Source organism: Pseudomonas sp. RW3S2 (genome assembly GCF_014268955.1).
Taxonomy (GTDB): Bacteria; Pseudomonadota; Gammaproteobacteria; order Pseudomonadales; family Pseudomonadaceae; genus Aquipseudomonas; species Aquipseudomonas wayambapalatensis.
Map to the genome: position 1 here is coordinate 247,925 of NZ_JABWRM010000006.1, position 24,569 is coordinate 272,493.

The 24,569-nt window shown below is 60.8% G+C and carries 20 protein-coding genes and 2 tRNA genes; 19 read left to right on the top strand and 3 right to left on the bottom strand.

Annotation, left to right across the window (positions count from 1 at the left end):
* Nucleotides 1-27: 27 nt before the first annotated feature.
* Genes carB through HU748_RS11370 form a run of 3 tightly spaced genes read left to right on the top strand, consistent with a single transcriptional unit; the run spans nucleotide 28 to nucleotide 4,155 of the window.
* Nucleotides 28-3,249 carry a carbamoyl-phosphate synthase large subunit gene (gene carB, locus HU748_RS11360; protein WP_186720380.1) on the top strand — a complete coding sequence of 1,074 codons (3,222 nt, stop codon included), beginning with the start codon at nucleotides 28-30 and terminating at the stop codon, nucleotides 3,247-3,249.
* Nucleotides 3,246-3,728: a transcription elongation factor GreA gene (gene greA, locus HU748_RS11365; protein WP_081255197.1), complete on the top strand. Its 483-nt coding sequence runs from the start codon at nucleotides 3,246-3,248 to the stop codon at nucleotides 3,726-3,728. Before carB ends, greA begins: the two co-directional genes overlap by 4 nt.
* Nucleotides 3,706-4,155: an MFS transporter gene (locus HU748_RS11370; RefSeq protein ID WP_081255198.1), complete on the top strand. Its 450-nt coding sequence runs from the start codon at nucleotides 3,706-3,708 to the stop codon at nucleotides 4,153-4,155. The genes greA and HU748_RS11370 overlap by 23 nt, the downstream gene beginning before the upstream one ends.
* A gap of 12 nt (nucleotides 4,156-4,167) precedes the next feature.
* Here HU748_RS11370 and yhbY read toward each other — a convergent pair whose 3' ends face one another.
* The gene (gene yhbY / locus HU748_RS11375) at nucleotides 4,168-4,476 is read right to left on the bottom strand and encodes a ribosome assembly RNA-binding protein YhbY (protein ID WP_186669400.1); all 309 of its coding nucleotides are present in this window, start codon (nucleotides 4,474-4,476) and stop codon (nucleotides 4,168-4,170) included.
* A 102-nt stretch (nucleotides 4,477-4,578) separates the two neighbouring features.
* Between yhbY and rlmE the strand changes: the two genes are divergently transcribed.
* The 16 genes from rlmE to HU748_RS11455 all read left to right on the top strand — a co-directional run bounded on the left by rlmE (nucleotide 4,579) and on the right by HU748_RS11455 (nucleotide 20,568).
* Nucleotides 4,579-5,205, top strand: coding sequence for a 23S rRNA (uridine(2552)-2'-O)-methyltransferase RlmE (gene rlmE, locus HU748_RS11380; protein ID WP_054892618.1), 627 nt, complete (start codon nucleotides 4,579-4,581; stop codon nucleotides 5,203-5,205).
* A 202-nt stretch (nucleotides 5,206-5,407) separates the two neighbouring features.
* Complete coding sequence (gene ftsH / locus HU748_RS11385; protein WP_186669402.1) at nucleotides 5,408-7,315, top strand: ATP-dependent zinc metalloprotease FtsH; 1,908 nt, start codon at nucleotides 5,408-5,410, stop codon at nucleotides 7,313-7,315.
* An 8-nt stretch (nucleotides 7,316-7,323) separates the two neighbouring features.
* Nucleotides 7,324-8,175: a dihydropteroate synthase gene (gene folP / locus HU748_RS11390; RefSeq protein ID WP_186669404.1), complete on the top strand. Its 852-nt coding sequence runs from the start codon at nucleotides 7,324-7,326 to the stop codon at nucleotides 8,173-8,175.
* A gap of 17 nt (nucleotides 8,176-8,192) precedes the next feature.
* The gene (glmM, locus tag HU748_RS11395; protein WP_186711621.1) at nucleotides 8,193-9,533 is read left to right on the top strand and encodes a phosphoglucosamine mutase; all 1,341 of its coding nucleotides are present in this window, start codon (nucleotides 8,193-8,195) and stop codon (nucleotides 9,531-9,533) included.
* A gap of 66 nt (nucleotides 9,534-9,599) precedes the next feature.
* Complete coding sequence (gene tpiA / locus HU748_RS11400) at nucleotides 9,600-10,355, top strand: triose-phosphate isomerase (RefSeq protein ID WP_186711622.1); 756 nt, start codon at nucleotides 9,600-9,602, stop codon at nucleotides 10,353-10,355.
* Between the two features lie 4 nt (nucleotides 10,356-10,359).
* Nucleotides 10,360-10,752, top strand: coding sequence for a preprotein translocase subunit SecG (secG, locus tag HU748_RS11405; protein ID WP_054892613.1), 393 nt, complete (start codon nucleotides 10,360-10,362; stop codon nucleotides 10,750-10,752).
* Between the two features lie 21 nt (nucleotides 10,753-10,773).
* Nucleotides 10,774-10,859: transfer RNA gene (locus HU748_RS11410), tRNA-Leu, on the top strand.
* 98 nt (nucleotides 10,860-10,957) lie between these two features.
* Nucleotides 10,958-11,034 (top strand) — tRNA-Met (locus HU748_RS11415).
* A 130-nt stretch (nucleotides 11,035-11,164) separates the two neighbouring features.
* Complete coding sequence (rimP, locus tag HU748_RS11420; protein WP_186669410.1) at nucleotides 11,165-11,623, top strand: ribosome maturation factor RimP; 459 nt, start codon at nucleotides 11,165-11,167, stop codon at nucleotides 11,621-11,623.
* 59 nt (nucleotides 11,624-11,682) lie between these two features.
* Nucleotides 11,683-13,164 (top strand): transcription termination factor NusA, encoded by a 1,482-nt coding sequence (gene nusA, locus HU748_RS11425; protein WP_186669412.1) that lies wholly within the window; start codon nucleotides 11,683-11,685, stop codon nucleotides 13,162-13,164.
* A gap of 27 nt (nucleotides 13,165-13,191) precedes the next feature.
* Nucleotides 13,192-15,729: a translation initiation factor IF-2 gene (gene infB, locus HU748_RS11430; RefSeq protein WP_186669413.1), complete on the top strand. Its 2,538-nt coding sequence runs from the start codon at nucleotides 13,192-13,194 to the stop codon at nucleotides 15,727-15,729.
* Between the two features lie 118 nt (nucleotides 15,730-15,847).
* Nucleotides 15,848-16,246 carry a 30S ribosome-binding factor RbfA gene (gene rbfA / locus HU748_RS11435; RefSeq protein ID WP_054892610.1) on the top strand — a complete coding sequence of 133 codons (399 nt, stop codon included), beginning with the start codon at nucleotides 15,848-15,850 and terminating at the stop codon, nucleotides 16,244-16,246.
* 3 nt (nucleotides 16,247-16,249) lie between these two features.
* Complete coding sequence (truB, locus tag HU748_RS11440) at nucleotides 16,250-17,167, top strand: tRNA pseudouridine(55) synthase TruB (RefSeq protein WP_065861581.1); 918 nt, start codon at nucleotides 16,250-16,252, stop codon at nucleotides 17,165-17,167.
* 151 nt (nucleotides 17,168-17,318) lie between these two features.
* Nucleotides 17,319-17,588 carry a 30S ribosomal protein S15 gene (gene rpsO, locus HU748_RS11445; RefSeq protein ID WP_029613930.1) on the top strand — a complete coding sequence of 90 codons (270 nt, stop codon included), beginning with the start codon at nucleotides 17,319-17,321 and terminating at the stop codon, nucleotides 17,586-17,588.
* A 257-nt stretch (nucleotides 17,589-17,845) separates the two neighbouring features.
* The gene (gene pnp / locus HU748_RS11450; RefSeq protein WP_186669414.1) at nucleotides 17,846-19,951 is read left to right on the top strand and encodes a polyribonucleotide nucleotidyltransferase; all 2,106 of its coding nucleotides are present in this window, start codon (nucleotides 17,846-17,848) and stop codon (nucleotides 19,949-19,951) included.
* A 263-nt stretch (nucleotides 19,952-20,214) separates the two neighbouring features.
* Nucleotides 20,215-20,568 carry a BON domain-containing protein gene (locus tag HU748_RS11455; RefSeq protein WP_186669415.1) on the top strand — a complete coding sequence of 118 codons (354 nt, stop codon included), beginning with the start codon at nucleotides 20,215-20,217 and terminating at the stop codon, nucleotides 20,566-20,568.
* A gap of 96 nt (nucleotides 20,569-20,664) precedes the next feature.
* On the opposite strand, the gene HU748_RS11460 is transcribed toward HU748_RS11455, so the two are convergent.
* On the bottom strand, nucleotides 20,665-23,601 hold the full coding sequence (locus HU748_RS11460) for a DUF748 domain-containing protein (protein WP_186720382.1): 2,937 nt from the start codon (nucleotides 23,599-23,601) through the stop codon (nucleotides 20,665-20,667).
* Nucleotides 23,602-23,677: 76 nt separating this feature from the next.
* Nucleotides 23,678-24,547: an oxygenase MpaB family protein gene (locus tag HU748_RS11465; protein WP_186711783.1), complete on the bottom strand. Its 870-nt coding sequence runs from the start codon at nucleotides 24,545-24,547 to the stop codon at nucleotides 23,678-23,680.
* Nucleotides 24,548-24,569: the final 22 nt, after the last annotated feature.

Sequence of the window (24,569 nt, forward strand, 5' to 3'; positions counted from 1 at the left end):
ACTGACCCGCGGATTTGAGTGACAACCATGCCAAAACGTACAGACATCAAAAGCATCCTGATTCTCGGCGCTGGCCCGATCGTGATCGGCCAGGCCTGCGAATTCGACTATTCCGGCGCCCAGGCCTGCAAGGCCCTGCGCGAGGAAGGTTTCCGCGTCATCCTGGTGAACTCCAACCCGGCCACCATCATGACCGACCCGGCCATGGCCGACGCCACCTACATCGAGCCGATCAAGTGGCAATCGGTGGCCAAGATCATCGAAAAAGAGCGTCCTGACGCGGTGCTGCCGACCATGGGCGGCCAGACTGCACTGAACTGCGCCCTGGACCTGGAGCGCCACGGCGTTCTGGAGAAGTTCGGCGTAGAGATGATCGGTGCCAACGCCGACACCATCGACAAGGCCGAGGACCGTTCGCGTTTCGACAAGGCGATGAAGGACATCGGCCTTGAGTGCCCGCGCTCCGGTATCGCCCACAGCATGGAAGAGGCCTACGCGGTTCTCGAGAAGCTGGGCTTCCCATGCATCATCCGTCCTTCGTTCACCATGGGCGGCACCGGTGGCGGCATCGCCTACAACCGTGAAGAATTCGAAGAAATCTGCACCCGTGGCCTGGACCTGTCGCCGACCAAGGAACTGCTGATCGACGAGTCGCTGATCGGCTGGAAGGAATACGAGATGGAGGTGGTCCGTGACAAGAAGGACAACTGCATCATCGTCTGCTCCATCGAGAACTTCGACCCGATGGGCGTGCACACCGGTGACTCCATCACCGTTGCTCCTGCACAGACCCTGACCGACAAGGAATACCAGGTCATGCGCAACGCCTCGCTGGCGGTGCTGCGTGAGATCGGTGTCGAAACCGGCGGTTCCAACGTGCAGTTCGGTATCTGCCCGAACACCGGCCGCATGGTCGTGATCGAGATGAACCCGCGGGTTTCTCGTTCGTCGGCCCTGGCCTCGAAAGCCACTGGCTTCCCGATCGCCAAGATCGCCGCCAAACTGGCTATCGGCTACACCCTCGACGAGCTGCAGAACGACATCACCGGTGGTCGCACCCCGGCGTCCTTCGAGCCGTCCATCGACTACGTCGTGACCAAGCTGCCACGCTTCGCCTTCGAGAAATTCCCGAAAGCCGATGCCCGCCTGACCACTCAGATGAAGTCGGTCGGTGAAGTCATGGCCATTGGCCGTACCTTCCAGGAGTCCTTGCAGAAAGCCCTGCGTGGCCTGGAAGTCGGCGCCTGTGGCCTGGACCCGAAAGTCGACCTGGCCAGCGCCGATGCTTCCAGCATCCTCAAGCGCGAGCTGACCGTGCCGGGCGCCGAGCGCATCTGGTACGTGGCTGACGCCATCCGCTCGGGCATGACCATCGAAGCAATCTTCGAGCTGACCGGTATCGACCTGTGGTTCCTGGTGCAGATGGAAGATCTGATCAAGGAAGAAGAGAAGGTCAAAACCTTGGCCCTGTCGGCCATCGACAAGGACTACATGCTGCGCCTCAAGCGCAAGGGCTTCTCGGATCAGCGCCTGGCCAAGCTGCTCGGCATCACCGACAAGAACCTGCGTCGTCACCGCCACAAGCTGGAAGTGTTCCCGGTCTACAAGCGCGTCGACACCTGTGCGGCCGAGTTCGCCACCGACACCGCCTACCTGTACTCGACGTATGAAGAAGAGTGCGAGGCCAACCCGTCGACTCGCGACAAGATCATGATCCTGGGTGGTGGCCCGAACCGTATCGGCCAAGGCATCGAGTTCGACTACTGCTGCGTACACGCAGCCCTGGCGCTGCGTGAAGACGGTTACGAGACCATCATGGTCAACTGCAACCCGGAAACCGTCTCCACCGACTACGACACCTCCGACCGCCTGTACTTCGAGCCGCTGACCCTGGAAGATGTGCTGGAAGTCTGCCGCGTCGAGAAGCCGAAGGGCGTGATCGTCCACTACGGCGGCCAGACCCCGCTGAAGCTGGCCCGTGCCCTGGAAGAAGCCGGGGTGCCGATCATCGGTACCAGCCCGGACGCCATCGACCGCGCCGAAGACCGCGAGCGCTTCCAGCAGATGGTGCAGCGCCTGAACCTGCTGCAGCCGCCAAACGCCACTGTGCGTAGCGAAGAAGAGGCCATCAACGCTGCTGGCGGTATCGGCTACCCGCTGGTCGTGCGCCCGTCGTACGTACTGGGCGGTCGTGCCATGGAGATCGTCTATGAGCTGGACGAACTCAAGCGCTACCTGCGCGAAGCGGTCCAAGTGTCCAATGACAGCCCGGTCCTGCTCGACCACTTCCTCAACTGCGCCATCGAGATGGACGTGGATGCGGTCTGCGACGGCACCGACGTGGTGATCGGTGCGATCATGCAGCACATCGAGCAGGCTGGTGTTCACTCCGGTGACTCGGCGTGTTCGCTGCCACCTTACTCGCTGAGCCAGCAAGTGCAGGACGAAGTCCGCGAACAGGTCAAGAAAATGGCCCTGGAGCTGGGCGTCGTCGGCCTTATGAACGTGCAGCTGGCCCTGCAGGGTGACAAGATCTACGTGATCGAAGTCAACCCGCGCGCCTCGCGTACCGTACCGTTCGTGTCCAAGTGCATCGGCACCTCGCTGGCGATGATCGCGGCTCGCGTCATGGCCGGCAAAACCCTCAAAGAGCTGGGCTTCACTCAGGAAATCATCCCGAACTTCTACAGCGTCAAGGAAGCCGTCTTCCCGTTCGCCAAGTTCCCGGGGGTTGACCCGATCCTCGGCCCTGAGATGAAATCCACCGGTGAAGTCATGGGTGTCGGCGACAGCTTCGGTGAAGCCTTCGCCAAGGCCCAGATGGGCGCCAGCGAAGTGCTGCCGACCGGCGGTACCGCGTTCATCAGCGTGCGTGACGACGACAAGCCACAAGTGGCTGGCGTTGCCCGTGACCTGATTGCCCTGGGCTTCGAAGTGGTTGCTACTGCAGGCACCGCCAAGGTTATCGAAGCGGCGGGTCTGAAAGTGCGCCGTGTGAACAAGGTGACCGAGGGTCGTCCGCACGTGGTCGACATGATCAAGAACGACGAAGTGTCGCTGATCATCAACACCACCGAAGGCCGCCAGTCTATCGCCGACTCCTACTCGATTCGTCGCAATGCGCTGCAGCACAAGATCTACTGCACGACCACCATTGCGGCAGGTGAAGCCATCTGCGAGGCGCTGAAATTCGGTCCCGAAAAGACCGTTCGTCGCCTGCAGGATCTGCATGCAGGACTGAAAGCATGAGCATTACCAAGTACCCGATGACCGTCCAGGGCGCTCGCGCCCTGGAAGAAGAGCATTTGTTCCTGAGCAAGACCGAGCGCCCGCGTCTGAGCCAGGCGATCGGCGAGGCCCGTGAGCTTGGCGATCTCAAGGAAAACGCCGAATACCATGCTGCTCGTGAAGAGCAGGGCATGGTCGAGGCGCGTATCCGTGATATCGAAGGTCGTCTGCAGAACTCGGTGGTGATCGACGTCACCACCATCGCCCACACCGGCAAGGTGATCTTCGGGACTACCGTAGACCTGGAAAACACCGAGACCGGCGATCAGGTCACCTACCAGATCGTTGGCGAAGACGAAGCGGACATCAAGAAAGGCAAGCTCTCGGCGAGCGCGCCTATCGCCCGTGCCATCATTGGTAAGGAAGAGGGTGATACGGTCGTGGTCAAGACGCCGAGCGGCACCGTCGAGTACGAGATTGTCGAAGTCAAGCACATCTGATCGGCGCCAGCGCGCGCCGTCCCTCGAGGGCATCCTCTGGCAACTGGCCCAGGTATTCTGGGTCGGTGGCCTGTGGGTGTTTCATGTGGGGCTGGTGCCGGCGCTGAAGGTCAGCGGCCTTGCGCCATTATTGGTGCAGGACATCGCCGGGCAGATCGATCGCTGGTTGATCGGCGTGGCGCTGCTCGGGCTGTTGACCCAGTTGGCAGTGCTGGCGAGGGTGGATGGCCTGGCGGCCTGGTGGCGGCAGTTCCGCGGCCAGATGCTGTTGCTCGGATTTGGTGCCTGTGTCGGCTACTACACGCTGCGCTACGGGATTTCCGTAGGGGAGCGCTGGCAGATGTTCTGTTTCCTGGTGCTGGGCTTTTCCGGCATCGTGCTGGTGGCCCAGCCGGTCCCGGTCAGGGTGCGCAAGGCGCGCCACTGACCGGCGCCACCCTTACTTGTAGCGGTGGATGTTGGACAGCTGCTTGTTCGGCTGTGGGTTCTTGCGATAGATCAGTGCCTTCTTGCCAATGGTCTGTACCAGCTCGGCACGGCCCGCCTTGCACAGTTCAGCGATAGCGGCGGCGCGCTCTTCACGATCGTCCGAGCGAATTTCGACCTTGATCAACTCGTGATCGGCCAGCGCACGCTCCAGTTCGGCGATCACGCCTTCGTTCAGGCCGTTACCGGCAACGATCAGGACCGGTTTCAGGTCGTGACCAATAGACTTGTACTGTTTCTTCTGCTCGTTATTGAGCGGCATAATCTGACCCTTTTCGTCTGATTCTGTAAAATTGGTGGCCATTTTACCCGAGGGCCACTGGCTCCGCCCAGTCAATCACGACGCTAATCATCGAGGTGCCCCGTGGCGCAGCGTTCCAAAAGCAGCCATAACTGGCTGAGAGAGCATTTCAACGATCCTTTCGTCAAGCAGGCGCAGAAGGATGGCTACCGCTCGCGTGCGAGCTACAAACTGCTGGAGATCCAGGAAAAGGACCGCCTCATCCGCCCCGGCATGAGCGTGATCGACCTTGGCGCAGCACCGGGCGGCTGGTCGCAGGTGACCAGTCGTCTGATTGGTGGGCAAGGGCGTCTGATTGCCTCCGATATCCTGGAAATGGACTCGATCCCTGACGTGACCTTCATCCAGGGCGATTTCACCCAGGACTCGGTGCTCGAGCAGATTCTCCAGGCGGTCGGCGATTCACATGTGGACCTTGTGATTTCCGATATGGCCCCCAATATGAGTGGTACGCCCGCTGTGGACATGCCGCGCGCCATGTTCCTCTGCGAGCTCGCCCTGGACCTGGCAACCCGTGTGCTCAAGCCCGGCGGCGACTTCCTGATCAAGATTTTCCAGGGAGAAGGCTTCGATGTGTACCTCAAGGATGTGCGCAGCAAGTTCGACAAGGTGCAGATGCGCAAGCCGTCGTCCTCTCGGGATCGCTCCCGTGAACAGTACTTGCTGGCCAGGGGGTACAAGGGCGAGTGACTGTGGAAGGGCGGGGTGCCGATAGTTATTTCCAATCGGCCGCGGCCTCTGGATCGTCCGAACTTCGTGTAGTCTAGGTTTCACAAAGGGTTACAGACGGTGCCTGCGGATGCGCAGGTAATGTAGTAAGTTAGGGCGGTGAATATCATGCGAGGCACGGCTGCGTCGTGCGCCGACCTCAGAGGGTAGCTAATTGAACGACATGGCAAAGAATCTGATCCTGTGGTTGATCATCGCGGCTGTCCTCGTGACGGTGATGAACAACTTCTCCAGCCCTAACGAGCCGCAGACCCTCAACTATTCCGACTTCATCCAGCAGGTCAAGGACGGTAAGGTCGAGCGCGTGACCGTCGACGGCGCCGTCATCACCGGCAAGCGTACCGATGGCGACAACTTCAAGACCGTTCGTCCGGCCATCGCCGATAACGGCCTGATCGGTGATCTGGTCGACAATCACGTCGTGATCGAAGGCAAGCAACCCGAACAGCAGAGCATCTGGACCCAGTTGCTCGTTGCCAGCTTCCCCATCCTCGTGATCATCGCCGTGTTCATGTTCTTCATGCGCCAGATGCAAGGCGGTGCAGGTGGCAAGGGCGGGCCGATGAGCTTCGGCAAGAGCAAGGCGCGCCTGCTCTCCGAAGACCAGGTGAAAACCACACTGGCCGATGTCGCCGGTTGCGATGAAGCCAAAGAAGAAGTCGGCGAACTGGTCGAATTCCTGCGTGACCCGGGCAAGTTCCAGCGCCTGGGTGGTCGTATCCCGCGTGGCGTGCTGATGGTTGGCCCGCCCGGTACCGGTAAGACCTTGCTGGCCAAGGCCATCGCCGGTGAAGCGAAAGTGCCGTTCTTCACCATTTCCGGTTCCGATTTCGTCGAAATGTTCGTCGGTGTCGGTGCCAGCCGTGTCCGTGACATGTTCGAGCAGGCGAAGAAACACGCGCCGTGCATCATCTTCATCGATGAGATCGACGCCGTCGGTCGCCACCGTGGCGCCGGCATGGGTGGTGGTCACGACGAACGCGAGCAGACCCTGAACCAGTTGCTGGTCGAGATGGATGGCTTCGAGATGAACGATGGCATCATCGTCATCGCTGCCACCAACCGACCTGACGTGCTCGACCCGGCGCTGCTGCGTCCCGGTCGCTTCGACCGCCAGGTGGTGGTCGGCCTGCCGGATATCCGTGGTCGTGAGCAGATCCTCAAGGTGCACATGCGCAAGGTGCCGGTCGGCGAGAACGTCAATGCCGCCGTCATTGCCCGTGGTACCCCAGGCTTCTCCGGTGCCGACCTTGCCAACCTGGTCAACGAGGCGTCGCTGTTCGCTGCTCGTGCCAGCAAGCGCCTGGTCGAGATGAAGGAGTTCGAACTGGCCAAGGACAAGATCATGATGGGCGCCGAGCGCAAGACCATGGTCATGTCCGAGAAAGAGAAGCAGAACACGGCCTACCACGAAGCGGGTCACGCTATCGTTGGTCGTGTCGTGCCTGAGCACGACCCGGTGTACAAGGTTTCGATCATTCCGCGCGGTCGTGCGTTGGGTGTGACCATGTTCCTGCCCGAGGAAGACCGTTACAGCCTCTCCAAGCGCGCGCTGATCAGCCAGATCTGCTCGCTGTACGGCGGCCGTATCGCCGAGGAGATGACCCTGGGCTTCGACGGCGTCACCACGGGTGCGTCCAATGACATCATGCGTGCCAGCCAGATCGCACGGAACATGGTCACCAAGTGGGGCCTGTCCGAGAAGCTCGGTCCGTTGATGTACGCCGAAGAAGAGGGCGAGGTGTTCCTCGGTCGCAGTGCTGGCAGCCAGCACGCCAGCGTCTCCGGTGAGACTGCCAAGCTGATCGATTCCGAAGTGCGCAGCATCATCGATCAGTGCTATGCCACTGCCAAGCAGATTCTCACCGACAACCGCGACAAGCTTGACGCGATGGCCGAGGCCCTGATGAAGTACGAAACCATCGATGCCGACCAGATCGACGACATCATGGCGGGCCGCACGCCGCGCGAGCCGCGCGACTGGGACAACGATGCCGGCACCTCCGGCAACCAGGCCTCCCAGGGCGATCGCCCCGAGTCGCCGATCGGTGGTCCGGCGGCTCAACACTAAGGGTTCATATGACCTCTCAGCAGTACCCGACCCGGTTGCCTTGCGGCAACCGGGTTCTTGATTTGTCCCGTACCCATGTCATGGGTATTCTCAATGTCACCCCTGACTCATTCTCCGACGGCGGTCGCTTCAATCGCCGTGACGAGGCCCTGCGCCATGCCGAGGCTATGGTCGCGGCGGGTGCCACGCTTATCGACGTTGGTGGCGAGTCCACCCGCCCCGGTGCTCGCGCAGTGTCGCCCGTCGAGGAGCTGGAGCGGGTCGCGCCGATCGTCGAGGCGATCAGCAGTCGCCTCGATGTCATCATCTCTGTCGATACCTCTACGCCTGCGGTGATGCGCGAGACGGCTCGGCTCGGTGCCGGGCTGATCAACGATGTGCGCGCCCTGGAACGCGATGGCGCGCTGGACGCTGCAGCGGACACCGGCCTGCCGGTATGCCTGATGCACATGCGTGGTGAGCCGGGTAACATGCAGGACAATCCACGATATGACGATGTCACCGAGGAGGTGGCTAGCTATCTGGAGCGGCGCATGGCTGCCTGCGCGGCAGTTGGCATCGGTGCAGAACGAATCATTCTTGATCCGGGCTTCGGGTTCGCCAAGAACCTGGCGCACAACCTGAGCCTGTTCAAGCATATGGAAGTACTCTATCGCCTGGGGCGGCCGCTGCTGGTGGGCGTCTCGCGCAAGAGCATGATCGGCCAGGCGCTGGATCGTCCGGTCGGAGAGCGGCTGTACGGCAGTCTCGCGCTCGCGGCATTGGCCATGACCATGGGAACGAGCATTCTGCGCGTGCATGATGTGGCCGAGACTGTCGACGTGGTGCGCATGATCGCTGCGGTACAGAGCGCCGAATAAGAACGTTTGGAGTTTCTATGAGCAGAAAATACTTTGGTACCGATGGTATCCGTGGCCGCGTTGGCGAATATCCGATCACTCCCGACTTCATGCTGAAACTCGGCTGGGCGGCAGGCATGGCCTTCCGCAAGCAGGGCAACTGCCGCGTTCTGGTTGGCAAGGATACCCGTATCTCCGGCTACATGTTCGAGTCTGCGTTGGAGGCCGGCCTCTCGGCCGCCGGTGCCGACGTGATGCTTCTCGGGCCCATGCCGACCCCGGCCATCGCCTACCTGACCCGCACCTTCCATGCCGAAGCGGGTATCGTCATCAGTGCTTCGCACAATCCGCATGATGACAATGGCATCAAGTTCTTCTCGGGTAACGGTACCAAGCTGCCAGACGAGGTCGAGTTGATGATCGAGGAACTGCTCGATCAACAGATGAGCGTGGTTGAGTCGAGCAAGTTGGGCAAGGTTTCTCGAATCAATGACGCCGCGGGCCGTTACATCGAGTTCTGCAAGAGCAGCGTGCCCAGCAGCACTGATTTTGCAGGCCTCAAGCTGGTCGTCGATTGCGCACATGGCGCCACCTACAAGGTCGCTCCCAGCGTGTTCCGCGAGCTGGGCGCCGATGTCACCGTGCTGCACGCCCAGCCTGACGGTTTGAACATCAACGAGGGCTGTGGTTCTACGCATATCGAGTCGCTGCAGGCGGCCGTGCTGGTGGGGCATGCCGATCTGGGTATCGCCTTCGATGGCGATGGCGATCGGGTGCTGATGGTCGATCACACCGGGGCCATCGTCGACGGTGACGAACTGCTGTTCATCATTGCCCGTGACCTGCAGGAGCGTGGCAAGCTGCAGGGTGGGGTGGTTGGCACGCTCATGAGTAACCTGGGTCTGGAGCTGGCGTTGAAGGACCTCGATATTCCGTTCGCACGCGCCAAGGTCGGTGATCGCTATGTCATGGCCGAGCTGCTTGAGCGCGAATGGCAGCTTGGTGGCGAGAACTCCGGCCATGTGGTGTGCTGCAACCACACCACCACAGGCGATGCGATCATTGCGGCGCTGCAGGTGCTGATGGCGCTCAAACGTCGTGGCGAAAATCTTGCCCAGGCCCGTCAGGCAATTCGCAAATGCCCGCAGGTACTGATCAATGTCCGTTATGCCGCCGGCAGCGCCGATCCGCTGGAAAACCCAGCCGTGCAGGAAGCCAGTGCCAAGGTGACCGAGGCAATGGCAGGTCGTGGTCGTGTGTTGCTGCGCAAGTCCGGGACCGAACCGCTGCTGCGGGTGATGGTCGAGGGTGACGACGAAAATCAGGTGCGCAGCCACGCCGAAGCCTTGGCCAAGGTCGTTGCAGAAGTTTGTGCCTGAAAGATGCTTGCCAGCGTGATTCTGGTTGGGTAAGATCTGCGCCCACTTTGACCGACGAGGTAGAGCATGCGTCGCCCCATGGTAGCTGGTAACTGGAAGATGCACGGTACCCGCGCCAGCGTCGCTGAGCTGAGCCTGAGCCTGAGTAATCTGGCTCTTCCGAGTAGTGTCGAAGTTGCGGTGTTTCCACCGTCGCTGTTCATCAATCAAGTTGTTGATGCGCTGAAGGACAAAGGAATCATCGTTGGAGCACAGAATTCTGCAGTACAGCCCGAGCAGGGTGCGCTGACGGGTGAAGTTGCACCCAGTCAGTTGGCCGACGTCGGTTGCAAGTTGGTCTTGATTGGTCACTCGGAACGCCGCCAGATCATTGGTGAGTCGGACGAAGTGCTGAATCGCAAGTTTGCAGCTGCACAGGCAAGTGGTTTGAAGCCGGTGCTTTGCGTAGGGGAAACCCTCGAGGAGCGCGAGGCTGGCAAGACGCTCGAAGTTGTAGGGCGTCAACTAAGCAGTGTTATCGATGCATTCGGTATCAGTGCTTTTGCCAATGCAGTAATTGCCTATGAGCCTGTATGGGCCATTGGTACTGGTTTGACGGCCTCGCCTCAGCAAGCTCAGGATGTGCATGCTGCCATCCGTGCTCAGCTGGCGGCGCAGGACGCCGAAGTTGCAGCGAATGTGCAACTTCTCTACGGCGGTAGCGTGAAGGCGGCCAATGCGGCCGAACTGTTCGGCATGCCGGATATTGATGGGGGGCTCATTGGTGGAGCATCCCTGAACGCAGACGAATTCGGTGCAATTTGTCGCGCCGCAGGAAACTGAACATATGCTGGAAACAGTCGTAGTTGTTTTTCATCTGTTGGCTGCGCTGGCGCTGGTAGCGCTGGTTCTGATGCAACAGGGTAAAGGTGCGGAAGCAGGTGCATCTTTCGGCGCAGGTGCTTCAAATACTGTGTTCGGAAGCCAAGGTTCTGCTACCTTCCTGAGTAAATTTACTGCTATACTTGCTGCCACTTTCTTTTTAACTGCACTTGGGTTAGGATACTTCGCCAAGCAGCAGGCACACCAGCTGACTCAAGCCGGTTTGCCAGATCCAGCGGTGCTGGAAGTCAAAGAGCAAAAGCCGGCAGTAAATGATGATGTACCGGTGCTCCAGGAACAGAAGAGTGAAGCCGCCCCAAAAGGTGATGTCCCTCCTCCTACCGAAGAGCAGAAGTAACGGGTTTCAAGATGTAATATTGCCGAGGTGGTGGAATTGGTAGACACGCAACCTTGAGGTGGTTGTGCCCATAGGGTGTAGGGGTTCGAGTCCCCTTCTCGGTACCAATTGAAGCATGAGAGCCCGCTTTAGCGGGCTTTCTTGCAGGTGGAGGTCGGATTGACCCTGCAGAGGGTTCGGTCTTATACTTTCGCCCCAGCTTTGTCGCGGGGTGGAGCAGCTTGGTAGCTCGTCGGGCTCATAACCCGAAGGTCGTTGGTTCAAATCCAGCCCCCGCAACCAGCTTCAGCGGAGCCCCTTTTCAGGGGCTTTTTGCTAGCTGAACAGTTCTTCGCGTCGTTGTTCAACGGCGCTTTCAGGGATGGGCGCTTCGCCCATTTTTTATTTGCACAGCATGCACGAGGGGGTTCAGGTGTCGAGCAAGCTAGAACAGTTGCAGGCCTTGTTGGCCCCGGTTGTCGAGGGTCTGGGCTATCAGTGCTGGGGGATCGAATACGTTTCCCAGGGTAAGCATTCGGTACTGCGCATCTACATCGACAAGGAAGACGGGATCCTGGTGGACGACTGCGAAGCGGTCAGCCGTCAGGCCAGTGCAATTCTTGATGTGGAAGATCCGATCAGCAGTGAATACACCCTCGAGGTGTCCTCTCCAGGCATGGATCGCCCGCTGTTCACTCTGGAACAGTTTGCTTCGCATGCCGGCGAACAAGTGAAGATCAAGCTGCGTACGCCCTTCGAGGGGCGTCGTAACTTCCAGGGCCTTCTCCGCGGTGTGGAGGATCAGGATGTGGTGGTCCAGGTGGACTCCAACGAATTCCTGCTGCCGATCGACTCGATCGACAAGGCCAATATTATTCCCAGTTTTGACTGAGACGTGCCGGGCCCGGCGGACATTCCGGGTCTAATGGCTTGCGCAAGGCGAGGCGTACGATGAGCAAAGAAGTACTGCTGGTTGTTGAATCGGTATCCAACGAAAAGGGTGTACCGCCCGGCGTCATTTTCGAAGCGCTGGAAGTGGCCCTGGCCACTGCAACCAAAAAACGTTTTGAGGACGAAGTCGACCTGCGTGTGGAAATCAACCGCCACACCGGTAGCTACGAGACGTTCCGCCGTTGGACCGTGGTCGATGAAAACGACCTTGACGATCCGGCGATCGAAACCTGGCTGGACAAGATCAAGGACACTCACCCCGAAGCCAAGATCGGTGATGTGATCGAAGAGAAGATCGAGTCGATCGAGTTCGGTCGTATCGCCGCCCAGACCGCCAAGCAGGTCATCGTGCAGAAGGTCCGTGAGGCCGAGCGCGCACAGGTGGTCGATGCCTATCGCGAGCGTGTTGGCGAAATCATCTCCGGCACCGTCAAGAAAGTCACCCGTGACAACGTAATCGTCGACCTGGGCAACAACGCCGAGGCGCTGTTGGCCCGCGAAGACATCATCCCGCGTGAGACTTTCCGTGTTGGCGTGCGCCTGCGTGCCCTGCTCAAGGAAATTCGCACCGAGAACCGCGGTCCGCAACTGATCCTGTCGCGTACCGCACCGCAGATGTTGATCGAGCTGTTCCGCATCGAAGTACCGGAAATCGCCGAAGGCCTGATCGAGGTGATGGCAGCGTCCCGTGATCCGGGTTCGCGCGCCAAGATCGCCGTGCGCTCCAAGGACAAGCGTATCGACCCGCAAGGCGCCTGCATCGGCATGCGTGGTTCGCGCGTTCAGGCTGTCTCCGGTGAACTGGGTGGTGAGCGTGTGGATATCGTCCTGTGGGACGAGAACCCGGCGCAGTTCGTCATCAACGCCATGTCGCCGGCTGAAGTCGCGGCGATCATCGTCGATGAAGATGCCCATGCCATGGACATCGCCGTTGCCGAGGACAACCTGGCCCAGGCCATTGGCCGTGGCGGTCAGAACGTTCGCCTGGCCAGTCAGCTGACTGGCTGGACCCTGAACGTGATGACCGAGAAGGACATCCAGGCCAAGCAGCAAGCCGAAACAGGTGACATCCTGCGTAACTTCATCGAGGAACTGGAAGTCGACGAAGAGCTGGCACAGGTGCTGGTCGACGAAGGCTTCACCAGCCTCGAAGAAATTGCTTACGTACCGTTGGAAGAAATGCTCAACATCGATGGCTTCGACGAGGAAATCGTCAACGAGCTGCGTGCTCGTGCCAAGGACCGTTTGTTGACCAAAGCCATCGCTACCGAAGAAAAACTGGCAGACGCCCATCCGGCCGAAGACCTGCTCTCCCTCGAGGGCATGGACAAGGATCTGGCGGCGGAACTGGCGGTGCGCGGCGTGGTTAACCGCGAAGACCTGGCCGAGCAGTCGATCGACGACCTGCTCGACATCGACGGCATCGACGAAGAGCGTGCCGGCAAGTTGATCATGGCCGCCCGAGCCCACTGGTTCGAGTAATTAGGCGCGGCCTGAGGAGAGAAGTGCATGACGCAAGTCACGGTGAAAGAACTGGCCCAAGAGGTCGAGGCACCGGTAGAGCGCCTGCTGCAGCAGATGCGTGAGGCAGGTCTGCCGCACACCGACGCCGGTCAGGTAGTGACCGACAATGAGAAGCAGGTTCTGCTGACTCATCTGAAAAGCAGCCACAAGAGCAAGGCGGAAGAGCCACGCAAGATTACCTTGCAGCGCAAGACCACCAGCACCCTGCGTGTCGCCGGTAGCAAGAGCATCAGCGTAGAAGTACGCAAGAAGAAAGTATTCGTACAGCGTAGCCCGGAAGAGATCCAGGCCGAGCAGAAGCGTGAGGCTGAAGAGCGCCGTGCTGCGGAAAACGCTGCGCGTGAGAAGGTCGAGGCCGAGACTCGCCAGCGCAACGAAGAGCAGGCTCGCCGTCAGGCCGCCGAAGCTCCGGTTGCAGCGACTGCTCCACGTGCCGAGCCGGCTCCGGTTGCTGCCGAGCCTGTCGTGGCCGACGCCCCGGTGTCCGACGACGCCGCTGTACGTGCCGCCGAGCGCAAGAAGGACGAAAACCGTCGCAACGAAAACCGCACCCGTGACGACGACCGTCGTGGCGCCGGTGGTGAGCGTCGCGGTGAAGCCCCTCGCGTTTCGATCAAGGTCAAGGTCAAGGAGAAGGAAAAGGCTCCGACTCCGCGCGCTGCACCGCGCACCACTGACGAAGAGAGCGATGGCGCACGTCGTGGCCGTGGCGGCAAGAGCAAACTGAAGAAGCGTAACCAGCACGGCTTCCAGAGCCCGACCGGCCCCGTCATCCGTGACGTGAGCATCGGCGAGACCATCACCGTCTCCGAGCTGGCTCAGCAGATGTCGGTCAAGGCTGCCGAAGTCGTCAAGTTCATGTTCAAGCTGGGTACTCCGGTCACCATCAACCAGGTGCTCGACCAGGAGACCGCTCAACTGGTCGCCGAAGAGCTGGGCCACAAGGTCACCCTGGTCAGCGATACCGCCCTGGAAGATTCCCTGGCCGAATCGCTGAAGTTCGAAGGTGAAGTCGAGTCCCGTGCGCCGGTCGTGACCGTCATGGGCCACGTCGACCACGGCAAGACTTCGCTGCTCGACTACATCCGTCGTGCCAAGGTTGCCGCTGGCGAAGCCGGTGGTATCACCCAGCACATCGGTGCCTACCACGTGGAAACCGACCGCGGCATGGTCACCTTCCTCGACACCCCAGGCCACGCTGCGTTTACGCAAATGCGTGCCCGTGGTGCCAAGGCGACCGACATCGTCATCCTGGTGGTGGCGGCGGACGACGGCGTGATGCCACAGACCCGTGAGGCGGTTCAGCACGCGAAAGCTGCTGGTGTTCCGCTGGTGGTCGCAGTGAACAAGATCGACAAGCCGGGTGCCGACCTCGATCGCATCCGCAACGAACTGGCCGTCGAAGGCGTGACCTCCGAGGACTGGGGTGGTGACACTCCGTTCGTCAAGGTTTCGGCGAAGATGGGTACCGGTGTCGACGAACTGCTCGAAGCTGTCCTGCTGCAGGCCGAGATTCTCGAACTGACCGCTACCCCGACCGCACCTGGTCGTGGCGTTGTCGTCGAGTCGCGTCTGGACAAGGGCCGTGGTCCGGTAGCCACCATCCTGGTTCAGGACGGCACGCTGCGTCAGGGCGACATGGTTCTGGTCGGCTCCAACTATGGCCGCGTACGTGCCATGCTCGACGAGAACGGCAAGCCTGTGAAGGAAGCCGGCCCGTCGATCCCGGTCGAGATCCTCGGCCTGGATGGCACTCCGGAAGCCGGTGACGAGCTGTCCGTGGTCGCTGACGAGAAGAAGGCACGTGAAGTCGCCCTGTTCCGTCAAGGCAAGTACCGCGAGGTCAAGCTGGCCCGTGCTCACGCAGGCAAGCTGGAAAACATCTTCGAGACCATGGGTCAGGAAGAGAAGAAGACCCTCAACATCGTCCTCAAGACCGACGTGCGCGGCTCTCTGGAAGCACTCCAGGGCTCGCTCGGCGGCCTGGGCAACGACGAAGTTCAGGTACGCGTCATCGGTGGCGGCGTCGGTGGTATCACCGAGAGCGATGCCAACCTGGCGCTGGCTTCGAATGCAGTACTGTTCGGCTTCAACGTGCGTGCCGATGCCGGTGCGCGCAAGATCGTCGAGCAGGAAGGTCTGGATATGCGTTACTACAACGTGATCTACGACATCATCGAAGACGTCAAGAAAGCACTGACCGGCATGCTCGGCAGCGATGTTCGCGAGAACATCCTGGGTGTCGCCGAAGTGCGTGATGTGTTCCGTTCGCCGAAGTTCGGCGCCATCGCTGGCTGTATGGTCATCGAAGGTACCGTGTACCGCAACCGTCCGATCCGCGTACTGCGCGAGGACGTCGTGATCTTCGAAGGCGAGCTGGAATCGCTGCGTCGCTTCAAGGACGACGCCGCCGAAGTGCGTAACGGCATGGAGTGCGGTATCGGCGTGAAGAGCTACAACGACGTCAAGGTCGGCGACAAGATCGAAGTCTTCGAGAAAGTCCAGGTTGCCCGTACCCTGTAAGGGATGGGCGCGGCCCAGGCCCCGTCGCAAGGCGGCTGGCTGGGCCTCTGAAGGTAACGCCCGGTCAGGCACACCCGCCTGACCGGGCGTTTGCCGCTTTAAGATACAGGTAGCAAAAATGGCAAAAGAATATAGCCGTACCCAACGCATCGGCGATCAGATGCAGCGCGAGCTGGCCGAGCTGATCCGCCGTGAAGTCAAGGATCCACGCGTGGGCCTGGTGACCATCACCGCGGTCGACGTCAGCCGTGATCTTGGCCACGCCAAGGTCTTCATCACCGTGATGGGCCAGGACGACGCCGACGCAGTCCCCCAGACCCTCAAGGCGCTCAACAGTGCCGCCAGTTTCCTGCGCCTGCACCTCGGCCGGGCGATGCAACTGCGCAGTGTTCCACAACTGCATTTCCACTTCGATGAAAGTGTCAGCCGGGGTGTTCATCTCTCGGCACTGATCGAGCGTGCGGTGGCCGAAGATCGCCTGCACAAGGATGCTGACGAGCTGGACACCAAGGAGTAAGCGGTGGCCCAGGTCAAACGTATCCGTCGTAACGTCAGTGGTATCATCCTGCTCGACAAGCCCTTGGGGTTCACCTCCAATGCAGCCTTGCAGAAAGTCCGCTGGCTGCTCAATGCAGAAAAGGCCGGCCATACCGGCAGCCTCGACCCACTGGCCACCGGTGTGTTGCCGCTGTGCTTTGGTGAGGCGACCAAGTTTTCGCAGTACCTGCTCGATTCCGACAAGGGCTACGAAACCGTCATGCAGCTGGGGCAGACTACCAGCACAGCGGACGCCGAAGGCGAGGTGCTGCAGACTCGCGAGGTGACCGTTGGTCGCGCCGATATCGAAGCCGCGATCCCGCGTTTTCGCGGAGAAATCCGCCAGGTGCCGCCGATGTACTCGGCGCTCAAGCGTGACGGCCAGCCGCTTTACAAATTGGCGCGTGCAGGAGAGGTAGTGGAGCGCGAGGCGCGTTCTGTTACTATTAACCGCTTGGAGTTGCTCGAGTGCGAAGGCACCCGTGCGCGCCTCTCGGTCGGCTGCAGCAAAGGCACCTATATCCGCACGCTGGTCGAGGATATCGGTGAGGTACTGGGCTGTGGTGCCTATGTCGCAGAACTGCGTCGCACCCAGGCCGGGCCTTTCGCCCTGGCACAGACCGTGACGCTCGAGGAGCTCGAGCAGGCGCATGCCGAAGGTGGCAACGAAGCACTCGATCGCTTCCTCATGCCGTCCGACAGCGGGCTGCAGGACTGGCCGCTGGTGCTGTTGTCCGAGCACAGCGCGTTCTACTGGCTGCACGGTCAGGCAGTGCGAGCACCGGACGCGCCGCAGTTCGGCATGGTCCGGGTACAGGATCACAATGGCCGCTTCATCGGTATCGGTGAAGTGAGCGAAGACGGGCGCATTGCGCCGCGTCGACTGATTCGGTCGGAATGACCGAAACCACAGGGCAGGGCTTCGGTCATGCGCTGTGGAACCGAGGATGGCTGTCAGTAGGCACGGTCAGACCTCTTTTTATTAATACAGGGATTTCAGTCCCTGGCCTATTGGACCCCGCTTGCGGGATCCGTTTATCAGGAGAAGCCAAATGGCCCTCAGCGTTGAAGAAAAAGCTCAGATCGTTGCCGATTACCAGCAAGCCGCCGGCGATACCGGTAGCCCGGAAGTGCAGGTTGCTCTGCTGACCGCCAACATCAACAAGCTGCAAGGCCACTTCAAGGCCAACGAAAAAGACCACCACTCCCGTCGTGGTCTGATCCGTATGGTCAACCAGCGTCGTAAGCTGCTGGATTACCTGAAGGGCAAAGACACCACTCGTTACAGCGCCCTGATCGGTCGCCTGGGCCTGCGTCGCTAATAGCGGCCTGGCAGTGGTGTGCATGGCGTGTCGCATGCTTGGGGAGCGCTGCTTGTCAGCGCTACCCTTGGACACGCCACGCGTATCTCCGAGGTTGGCAGCCTGATGCCGTCGAGCGAATTTTCGCAAGACGCCCAGGCTCCCAGCCTCGTGTTGTATCTGGACGGTCAACGGAGTCGACACTCCCTTCCGCCCAAGAATTCGCAAGATCCCAGTTTTCCCAGTTCCCCCAAGAGCCACTGAAAAGGTAGGAAACCGTGAACCCGGTAATCAAGACGTTCCAGTTCGGTCAATCGACCGTCACTCTCGAAACGGGCCGCATTGCCCGTCAGGCCACCGGCGCCGTGCTGGTCACCGTCGACAACGATGTCACCGTGCTGGTGACCGTGGTCGGTGCCAAGCAAGCTGATCCTGGCAAGGGCTTCTTCCCGCTGTCCGTGCACTATCAGGAAAAGACCTACGCCGCTGGCAAGATCCCTGGCGGTTTCTTCAAGCGTGAAGGCCGTCCTTCCGAGAAAGAAACCCTGACCTCGCGTCTGATCGACCGTCCGATCCGCCCGCTCTTCCCCGAAGGCTTCATGAACGAAGTGCAGGTCGTCTGCACCGTGGTTTCCACCAGCAAGAAGACCGATCCGGACATCGCTGCGATGATCGGTACCTCGGCTGCCCTGGCCATCTCCGGCATTCCGTTCGAAGGCCCGATCGGCGCTGCCCGCGTTGCCTTCCACGAAAGCACCGGCTACCTGCTGAACCCGACCTACGAGCAACTGGCTGCCTCGAGCCTGGACATGGTCGTTGCCGGTACCTCCGACGCCGTACTGATGGTCGAATCGGAAGCCCAGGAGCTGACCGAAGACCAGATGCTGGGCGCCGTGCTGTTCGCCCACGACGAATTCCAGGCTGTGATCCAGGCCGTCAAGGAACTGGCCGCCGAAGCCGGCAAGCCAACCTGGGACTGGAAACCTGCCGTCGCCAACACCGCACTGTTCGACGCTATCCGCGCCGAGTTCGGTGAAGCCGTATCCCAGGGCTACACCATCACCGTCAAGGCCGACCGCTACGCGCGGCTGGGCGAGCTGCGCGACCAGGCCGTCGCCAAGTTCTCCGGTGAAGAAGGCCAGCCATCGGCGAGCGAAGTCAAAGACATCTTCGGCGAAATCGAGTACCGCACCGTTCGCGAAAACATCGTCAACGGCAAACCGCGTATCGACGGTCGTGACACCAAGACCGTGCGTCCGCTGAACATCGAAGTCGGTGTTCTGCCGAAGACCCACGGTTCGGCCCTGTTCACCCGTGGCGAAACCCAGGCCCTGGTCGTTGCCACCCTCGGCACCGCCCGTGACGCCCAGCTGCTGGACACCCTCGAAGGCGAGAAGAAAGACCCCTTCATGCTGCACTACAACTTCCCGCCGTTCTCGGTAGGCGAGTGTGGTCGCATGGGCGGTGCTGGCCGTCGTGAAATCGGTCACGGCCGTCTGGCACGTCGCTCGGTCCAGGCCATGCTGCCTGCTCCCGACGTATTCCCGTACACCATCCGTGTCGTTTCGGAAATCACCGAATCCAACGGTTCGAGCTCCATGGCTTCGGTCTGCGGCGCTTCCCTGGCCCTGATGGACGCTGGCGTTCCAATGAAGGCGCCGGTTGCCGGTATCGCCATGGGCCTGGTCAAGGAAGGCGAGAAATTCGCGATCCTGACCGACATCCTGGGTGATGAAGACCACTTGGGCGACATGGACTTCAAGGTTGCCGGTACCGCCAAAGGCGTGACCGCGCTGCAGATGGACATCAAGATCAACGGCATCACCGAAGAGATCATGGAGATCGCCCTGGGCCAGGCCCTGGAAGCGCGCCTGAACATCCTCGGCCAGATGAACCAGATCATCGGTCAGTCGCGTACCGAACTGTCGGCCAACGCCCCGACCATGATCGCGATGAAGATCGACACCGACAAGATCCGTGACGTCATCGGTAAAGGCGGCGCCACCATCCGCGCCATCTGTGAAGAAACCAAGGCCTCGATCGACATCGAAGACGACGGCTCGATCAAGATCTTCGGCGAAACCAAGGAAGCGGCAGATGCTGCCAAGCAGCGCATCCTGGGCATCACCGCAGAAGCCGAGATCGGCAAGATCTACGTTGGCAAGGTCGAGCGTATCGTCGACTTCGGCGCCTTCGTCAACATCCTGCCTGGCAAGGACGGTCTGGTGCACATCTCCATGCTTAGCGATGCGCGTGTAGAGAAGGTCACCGACGTGCTGAAAGAAGGTCAGGAAGTCGAAGTACTGGTACTGGACGTGGACAACCGCGGCCGTATCAAACTGTCGATCAAGGACGTCGCCGCTGCCAAGGCATCGGGTGTCTAAGCCTTATCGGCGCTGATGAAAAGGACCTCTTCGGAGGTCCTTTTTTTATGTGCGCAGAAAAACCTGTCGGACTTGCATCTTGCATGCAGGTTTTTCGCCGGGCTTGCAAATTGCACGACACCAACAAGATGAATGTTTTCGTAAGTCATTGTTTTTAAAGGAATCAAGCGAAGCGGAAAAACTGGCACAGCCCCTGCAACTACCTTCATACCTGCAGCCAGGAACCACGGCGCAGATCTTTCGAATAAACAGGAGTGACCCACATGAAGAAGTTTGCCATTGCTGCCGCTACTGCTACCGCCCTGACTCTGTCCATGGCTAACGGCGCATTCGCCGCAGAGGCTACCCAAGCTCCAGTGATGCTGGCTTCCAACCAACCGGTGGCCGATGCCAAGCAAGAAACCTCGGACACCTGGATCACCACCAAGGTCAAGGCTGATCTGCTGACTGAAAAAGGCATCCCGGGCAGCGATATCAAAGTTGAAACCAGCCACGGTGTTGTCTCCCTGTCTTCGGACACGAAGGTCACCCCATCGCAGAAAGAAGCCGCGGTGAACATCACCAAGAAGATCAAAGGCGTGAAAGACGTAACTGCTGAAGCGCTGAAAACCGAATAAGGATTGTCCCGTCGGTCAGAAGGATCTGGCCACCCAAAGAGAAAGCCCCGGCATCTGCCGGGGCTTTCTCTTTGCGCATCTGAAATCGTTCAGGGATTACTCTGCGTCAAGATGCATCGGGGTGATCACTCGCCCGTCGCTTTCGGCCTGCCCCAGGCTGGTATCGATGAAGTACACACGGTCATCCTCCAGCTTGCCCTTGTCTACCAGGTAGTCCTTGATGCTGCTCGCCCGATCCTGGCCGAGGTTGCGCAGCAAGACCGCGCTTTCGGCCCAGGATTTGATCACCGCCTCGCGCAGCTTGGTGGTGCGTTCGTCGCGGCTGAGCTTCTCCCATTCCGCAGGTGGCTGCTGCTTGAGACGGGTGCGGTAGATGCCCTCGAGCATGGCCGGCTTGTCGCTGTCGTCGACCACCAGCATCGAGGCATTGGCCGGCACCTTGTCGCCGCGACGCTGCAGGATCTTGTACCAGGTCGTCTGGTACTCGCGCTCCAGGCGTTGCTGGGCGATCAATGGGCCGTCGCTGCTCTGCGCGCTCGTACCTTCGATCTCCAGGCGCAGTTCCGGCCGCTGTTGCAGGGCCGAGGCCAGCTTGTCCAGGGCCGACTGGGCCTCGCTGCTGAGGTCGCTGGAACCGGGAGCGAAGGATACGTTGCCCAGATCTTCCGAACCGCCACCGGCAATCAACCCGCCGATGAACTTGAACGGCGCCTGCGCTGCACGCAGCACCAGGTTGCGCAGGGTCTGCCAGACGATCGGCATGACGCTGAACTGCGGGTTGTTGAGATCGCCCGTGACAGGCAGCTCGATGGAGATCTTGCCCTCGGTATCCTTGAGCAACGCGACAGCGAGGCGAATAGGCAGGTCGACGGCATCGGGGCTGTCGACTTTTTCACCCAGTTGCAGTTGCTCCACCACGACCTTGTTCTCGGCCTTGAGCTGACCCTTGGTGATCACATAGTGCAGGTCGAGATTCAGGCGTCCCTTGCGGATCCGGAACCCGGCGAACTTGCCGGAGTAGGGCGTCAGGGTGGTCAGTTCGACGCGCTTGAAGCTGGTGGCGATGTCGAGGCTGGCCATCGGGTCGAACGGATTCAATGCGCCCTTGATGGTCACCGGCGCGTAGCGATCAACCTTGCCTTTGACGTCAACCTTCGCCGGCAGCGGCTTGCGGTTGTCGATGGTGCCGATCTGGCCGTTCAACTGTTGCACGGCGGTGGCGAAGTTGGGCGTCAGTGTCAGGTCGGCGAAGTTGGCCGAGCCATCGTTGATATCGATCTGGCCGATTCGGATGCCCAGCGGCTTTTCAGTGCTGGCTGTGGCCGGTTTCGCTTGGCTGGCGGCGGGTGCGTCAGCAGGTTGCGGGATGAGAAGGTCGTCGACACTGGTGGTGCGGTCTTCGTTGATGATGAAGCGCGCGTAGGGCTGCAACAGGGTGACCTTGTCGATCGACAGGGCATCGCCGTGCACATAGGACAGCCCATCGACGTTCACCTGCTGCCATTTCACGAAGTCGCGCCCCTTGATCGTGTCGAGGGTGTGCAGTTGGTTGACCTGGGCCTTGCCCGCCACGCTGAAGGCCAGTGGCTCGGTGCCCTTGAGGTCGACCTTGAGATCGCTGGCGAGCATGCCGCTGCGCAGCTCCAGGCGAATGAACGGGCTGATGTAGGCCTGGGCTACGCGCAGGTCGATGTCGCGGGTACTGACGTCCAGCTTGGCGGTGACCGGTGCCAGGTTGACCTGGCCGGCAGCCTGCAGCTTGCCTTGGCGGCCAACGCCGGTGTCGAGCTTGAGCGTGAAGGGCGACTTGTTGAGGCTGTCAAAGCCTTGCATGTCCAGGTTGAGCGGCCCGACATCGAGCGCTACGGGCTCTTTCTGGCTGCGGTCGGCCAGGTGAATCATGTAGTTGCGTGCCTGAACATCCTTGAGCAGTACCTGCCAGGGTTTGCTGGGCTGCTTGGCGGCGTTCTCCTCAGGGGGCGGCGCTGCGGTGGCGGGCTCGGCCTTTTCCTTGGGGGTGGCTTTGGCGGGCTGACTGGCGAAGAGTTTCTGCCAGTCGAGCTGGCCGTCACGTTCGAGGGCCGCCCAGGTTTCGAGTTTTTCGCTGCGGATCTTGCCGACGGTCACCAACTGCTTGGCCAGGTCGATGGAGGTTTCGCTGACCTCAAGGCTGGCCAGGCGCGCCAGCGGGCGGCCGTCGGGCGCCTTGATGGCGAAGGGCGCGACGCGCACGGAGGCGTTATCGAGCAGCAGCTCGGTTTCCTTGGACAGGTTCAGTTTGTAGTGGGTATCGAGGCTGAGCACGCCGTCTTCCAGCACCAGCGGTACGGCATCACGTACGTAGGGCCAGAACAGCTTCATCTTGCTGTCGGTGATCTTCAGCGTGCCTTCGGAGGTGATGGGCGACAGGCTCAGGTTGCCGCTCCAGTCGATACGCCCGCCGTTGGGGCCATTGGCGACCAGCGTCATGTCGGCGCTGTCGTCCGGCAAGGTGCTGAGGTTCTTCAGTTCGAGGTTCATCGAGTCGTAGAGGAACTCGATGGGTTCGCTCGGGCGCAGGTCCTGGAAGTGCAGGTAGCCTTCGTTGAGCTTGATGCTGGCGATCCGCAGCGGGAACGGATCGCTCGGCGGCTCGTCCGGTTTCGGCTCGCTCGGCGGCAGCTTGAACAGCTGACTGAGGTTGAGGCTGCCGTCCTTGGCGAACAGCAGCTCGGTGCGCGGCTTGTCCAGCTCTACCGCGTCCAGGTGCAGGGCGCCGCTCCATAGGCTGTCGAGCGAGAGGTTGGCGTAGAGGCGTTCGAAGGCCACCTGCTCCTTGCCCGGCTCGCCGATCTGCAGGCCCCACAACGTCAGCTCGAGGCTGAACGGGTTGAACTCGATACGCTGCAGGTGCGCCGGCACGGTGGCGTACTGCGCCAGTTGCTGGTTGGCGATGCGCAGGCCCACACCGGGAAGAATGAAGAAGCCAAGCAGGCTGTACAGGGCCACGATGGCCAGCAAGGCGCCAATGGCGCGATTCAATCCTTTGGGCATGTGCGGCGTCGTCTGTCTCGAGCGGAGGTGCTTGGAGTATGGCACGTCAAATCAGTTCCGATACATCGGACAACTCTCAGACAAGCCCCATCCGCCGTCGAGCCCGATGCGCCGAGCCGTCGCGCATGGCCCAGCGCAGCACGGGCGCCGCACGCTCTACGCCCAGACGTACCAGGCGCCGTTGCAGCGTGCTCTGGTGCTGACCGAGCATGACGCTGGCCCAATCGGGCAACAGGTCGATACCTGCGTGCAGCATCAGCTTGCCCACAGGCTCTGCCAGGCGACTGGGCGCCGGGGCTTCGAGCAGGATGTCGACCACTTCCAGGCTGCGAGCATCACAAAGCAGTTGTGCGCGCATGTGCTGCAGGTAGTCGTCCACCTGGCGGCATGAGCGCGGGACGTTGCGGGCGCCCAGGCGTTCGGCGATCAAGGCGATCTCGTCGTAGTAGGCGTCCTGGTCGGCCACTGACAATCGCGGGTTGCGGTAGCGCAGGTGAGCGGCGAGAAAACTGCTGACCTCGGCCACGTGTACCCAGGTCAGCAGGTCCGGGTCGCTGGCGGCGTAATGACGCCCATCGGGAGCGGTGCCGACCACCTTGAGGTGGATGGTGCGGACCTTTTCGATCAGCCATTCGGCATCTCGGGTCGAGCCGAAGGTGGTGCCTGAGATGAACTGGCTGGTGCGGCGCAGTCGGCCGAGCAGGTCTTCGCGAAAATTCGAGTGATCCCAGACCCCGGCCAATGCCAGCGGATGCAACAGTTGCAGCATCAGTGCGCTGATGCCGCCGATCAGCATGCTGGGGAAATCACCATGTACTTGCCAACTGACGCTTTGCGGGCCGAACAGGCCCGGGTCGCCTTTGGGGGACTCCAGGTCGAGCTGGCCGAGGGCCAGCCCGGTGAGGCTCATGACCTGGGTTTCGATGCGGCGACGTAAGGCTTCCATGGCGACCTGTGCTGGCCGCTTG

Excerpts from the sequence above, each read along its gene's own strand:
- carB (WP_186720380.1), top strand. The coding sequence starts at position 28 with ATGCCAAAACGTACAGACATCAAAAGCATCCTGATTCTCGGCGCTGGC.
- greA (WP_081255197.1), top strand. The coding sequence starts at position 3,246 with ATGAGCATTACCAAGTACCCGATGACCGTCCAGGGCGCTCGCGCCCTG.
- yhbY (WP_186669400.1), bottom strand. The coding sequence starts at position 4,476 with ATGCCGCTCAATAACGAGCAGAAGAAACAGTACAAGTCTATTGGTCAC.
- ftsH (WP_186669402.1), top strand. The coding sequence starts at position 5,408 with ATGGCAAAGAATCTGATCCTGTGGTTGATCATCGCGGCTGTCCTCGTG.
- folP (WP_186669404.1), top strand. The coding sequence starts at position 7,324 with ATGACCTCTCAGCAGTACCCGACCCGGTTGCCTTGCGGCAACCGGGTT.
- glmM (WP_186711621.1), top strand. The coding sequence starts at position 8,193 with ATGAGCAGAAAATACTTTGGTACCGATGGTATCCGTGGCCGCGTTGGC.
- tpiA (WP_186711622.1), top strand. The coding sequence starts at position 9,600 with ATGCGTCGCCCCATGGTAGCTGGTAACTGGAAGATGCACGGTACCCGC.
- secG (WP_054892613.1), top strand. The coding sequence starts at position 10,360 with ATGCTGGAAACAGTCGTAGTTGTTTTTCATCTGTTGGCTGCGCTGGCG.
- nusA (WP_186669412.1), top strand. The coding sequence starts at position 11,683 with ATGAGCAAAGAAGTACTGCTGGTTGTTGAATCGGTATCCAACGAAAAG.
- infB (WP_186669413.1), top strand. The coding sequence starts at position 13,192 with ATGACGCAAGTCACGGTGAAAGAACTGGCCCAAGAGGTCGAGGCACCG.
- rbfA (WP_054892610.1), top strand. The coding sequence starts at position 15,848 with ATGGCAAAAGAATATAGCCGTACCCAACGCATCGGCGATCAGATGCAG.
- rpsO (WP_029613930.1), top strand. The coding sequence starts at position 17,319 with ATGGCCCTCAGCGTTGAAGAAAAAGCTCAGATCGTTGCCGATTACCAG.
- HU748_RS11455 (WP_186669415.1), top strand. The coding sequence starts at position 20,215 with ATGAAGAAGTTTGCCATTGCTGCCGCTACTGCTACCGCCCTGACTCTG.
- HU748_RS11460 (WP_186720382.1), bottom strand. The coding sequence starts at position 23,601 with ATGCCCAAAGGATTGAATCGCGCCATTGGCGCCTTGCTGGCCATCGTG.
- HU748_RS11465 (WP_186711783.1), bottom strand. The coding sequence starts at position 24,547 with ATGGAAGCCTTACGTCGCCGCATCGAAACCCAGGTCATGAGCCTCACC.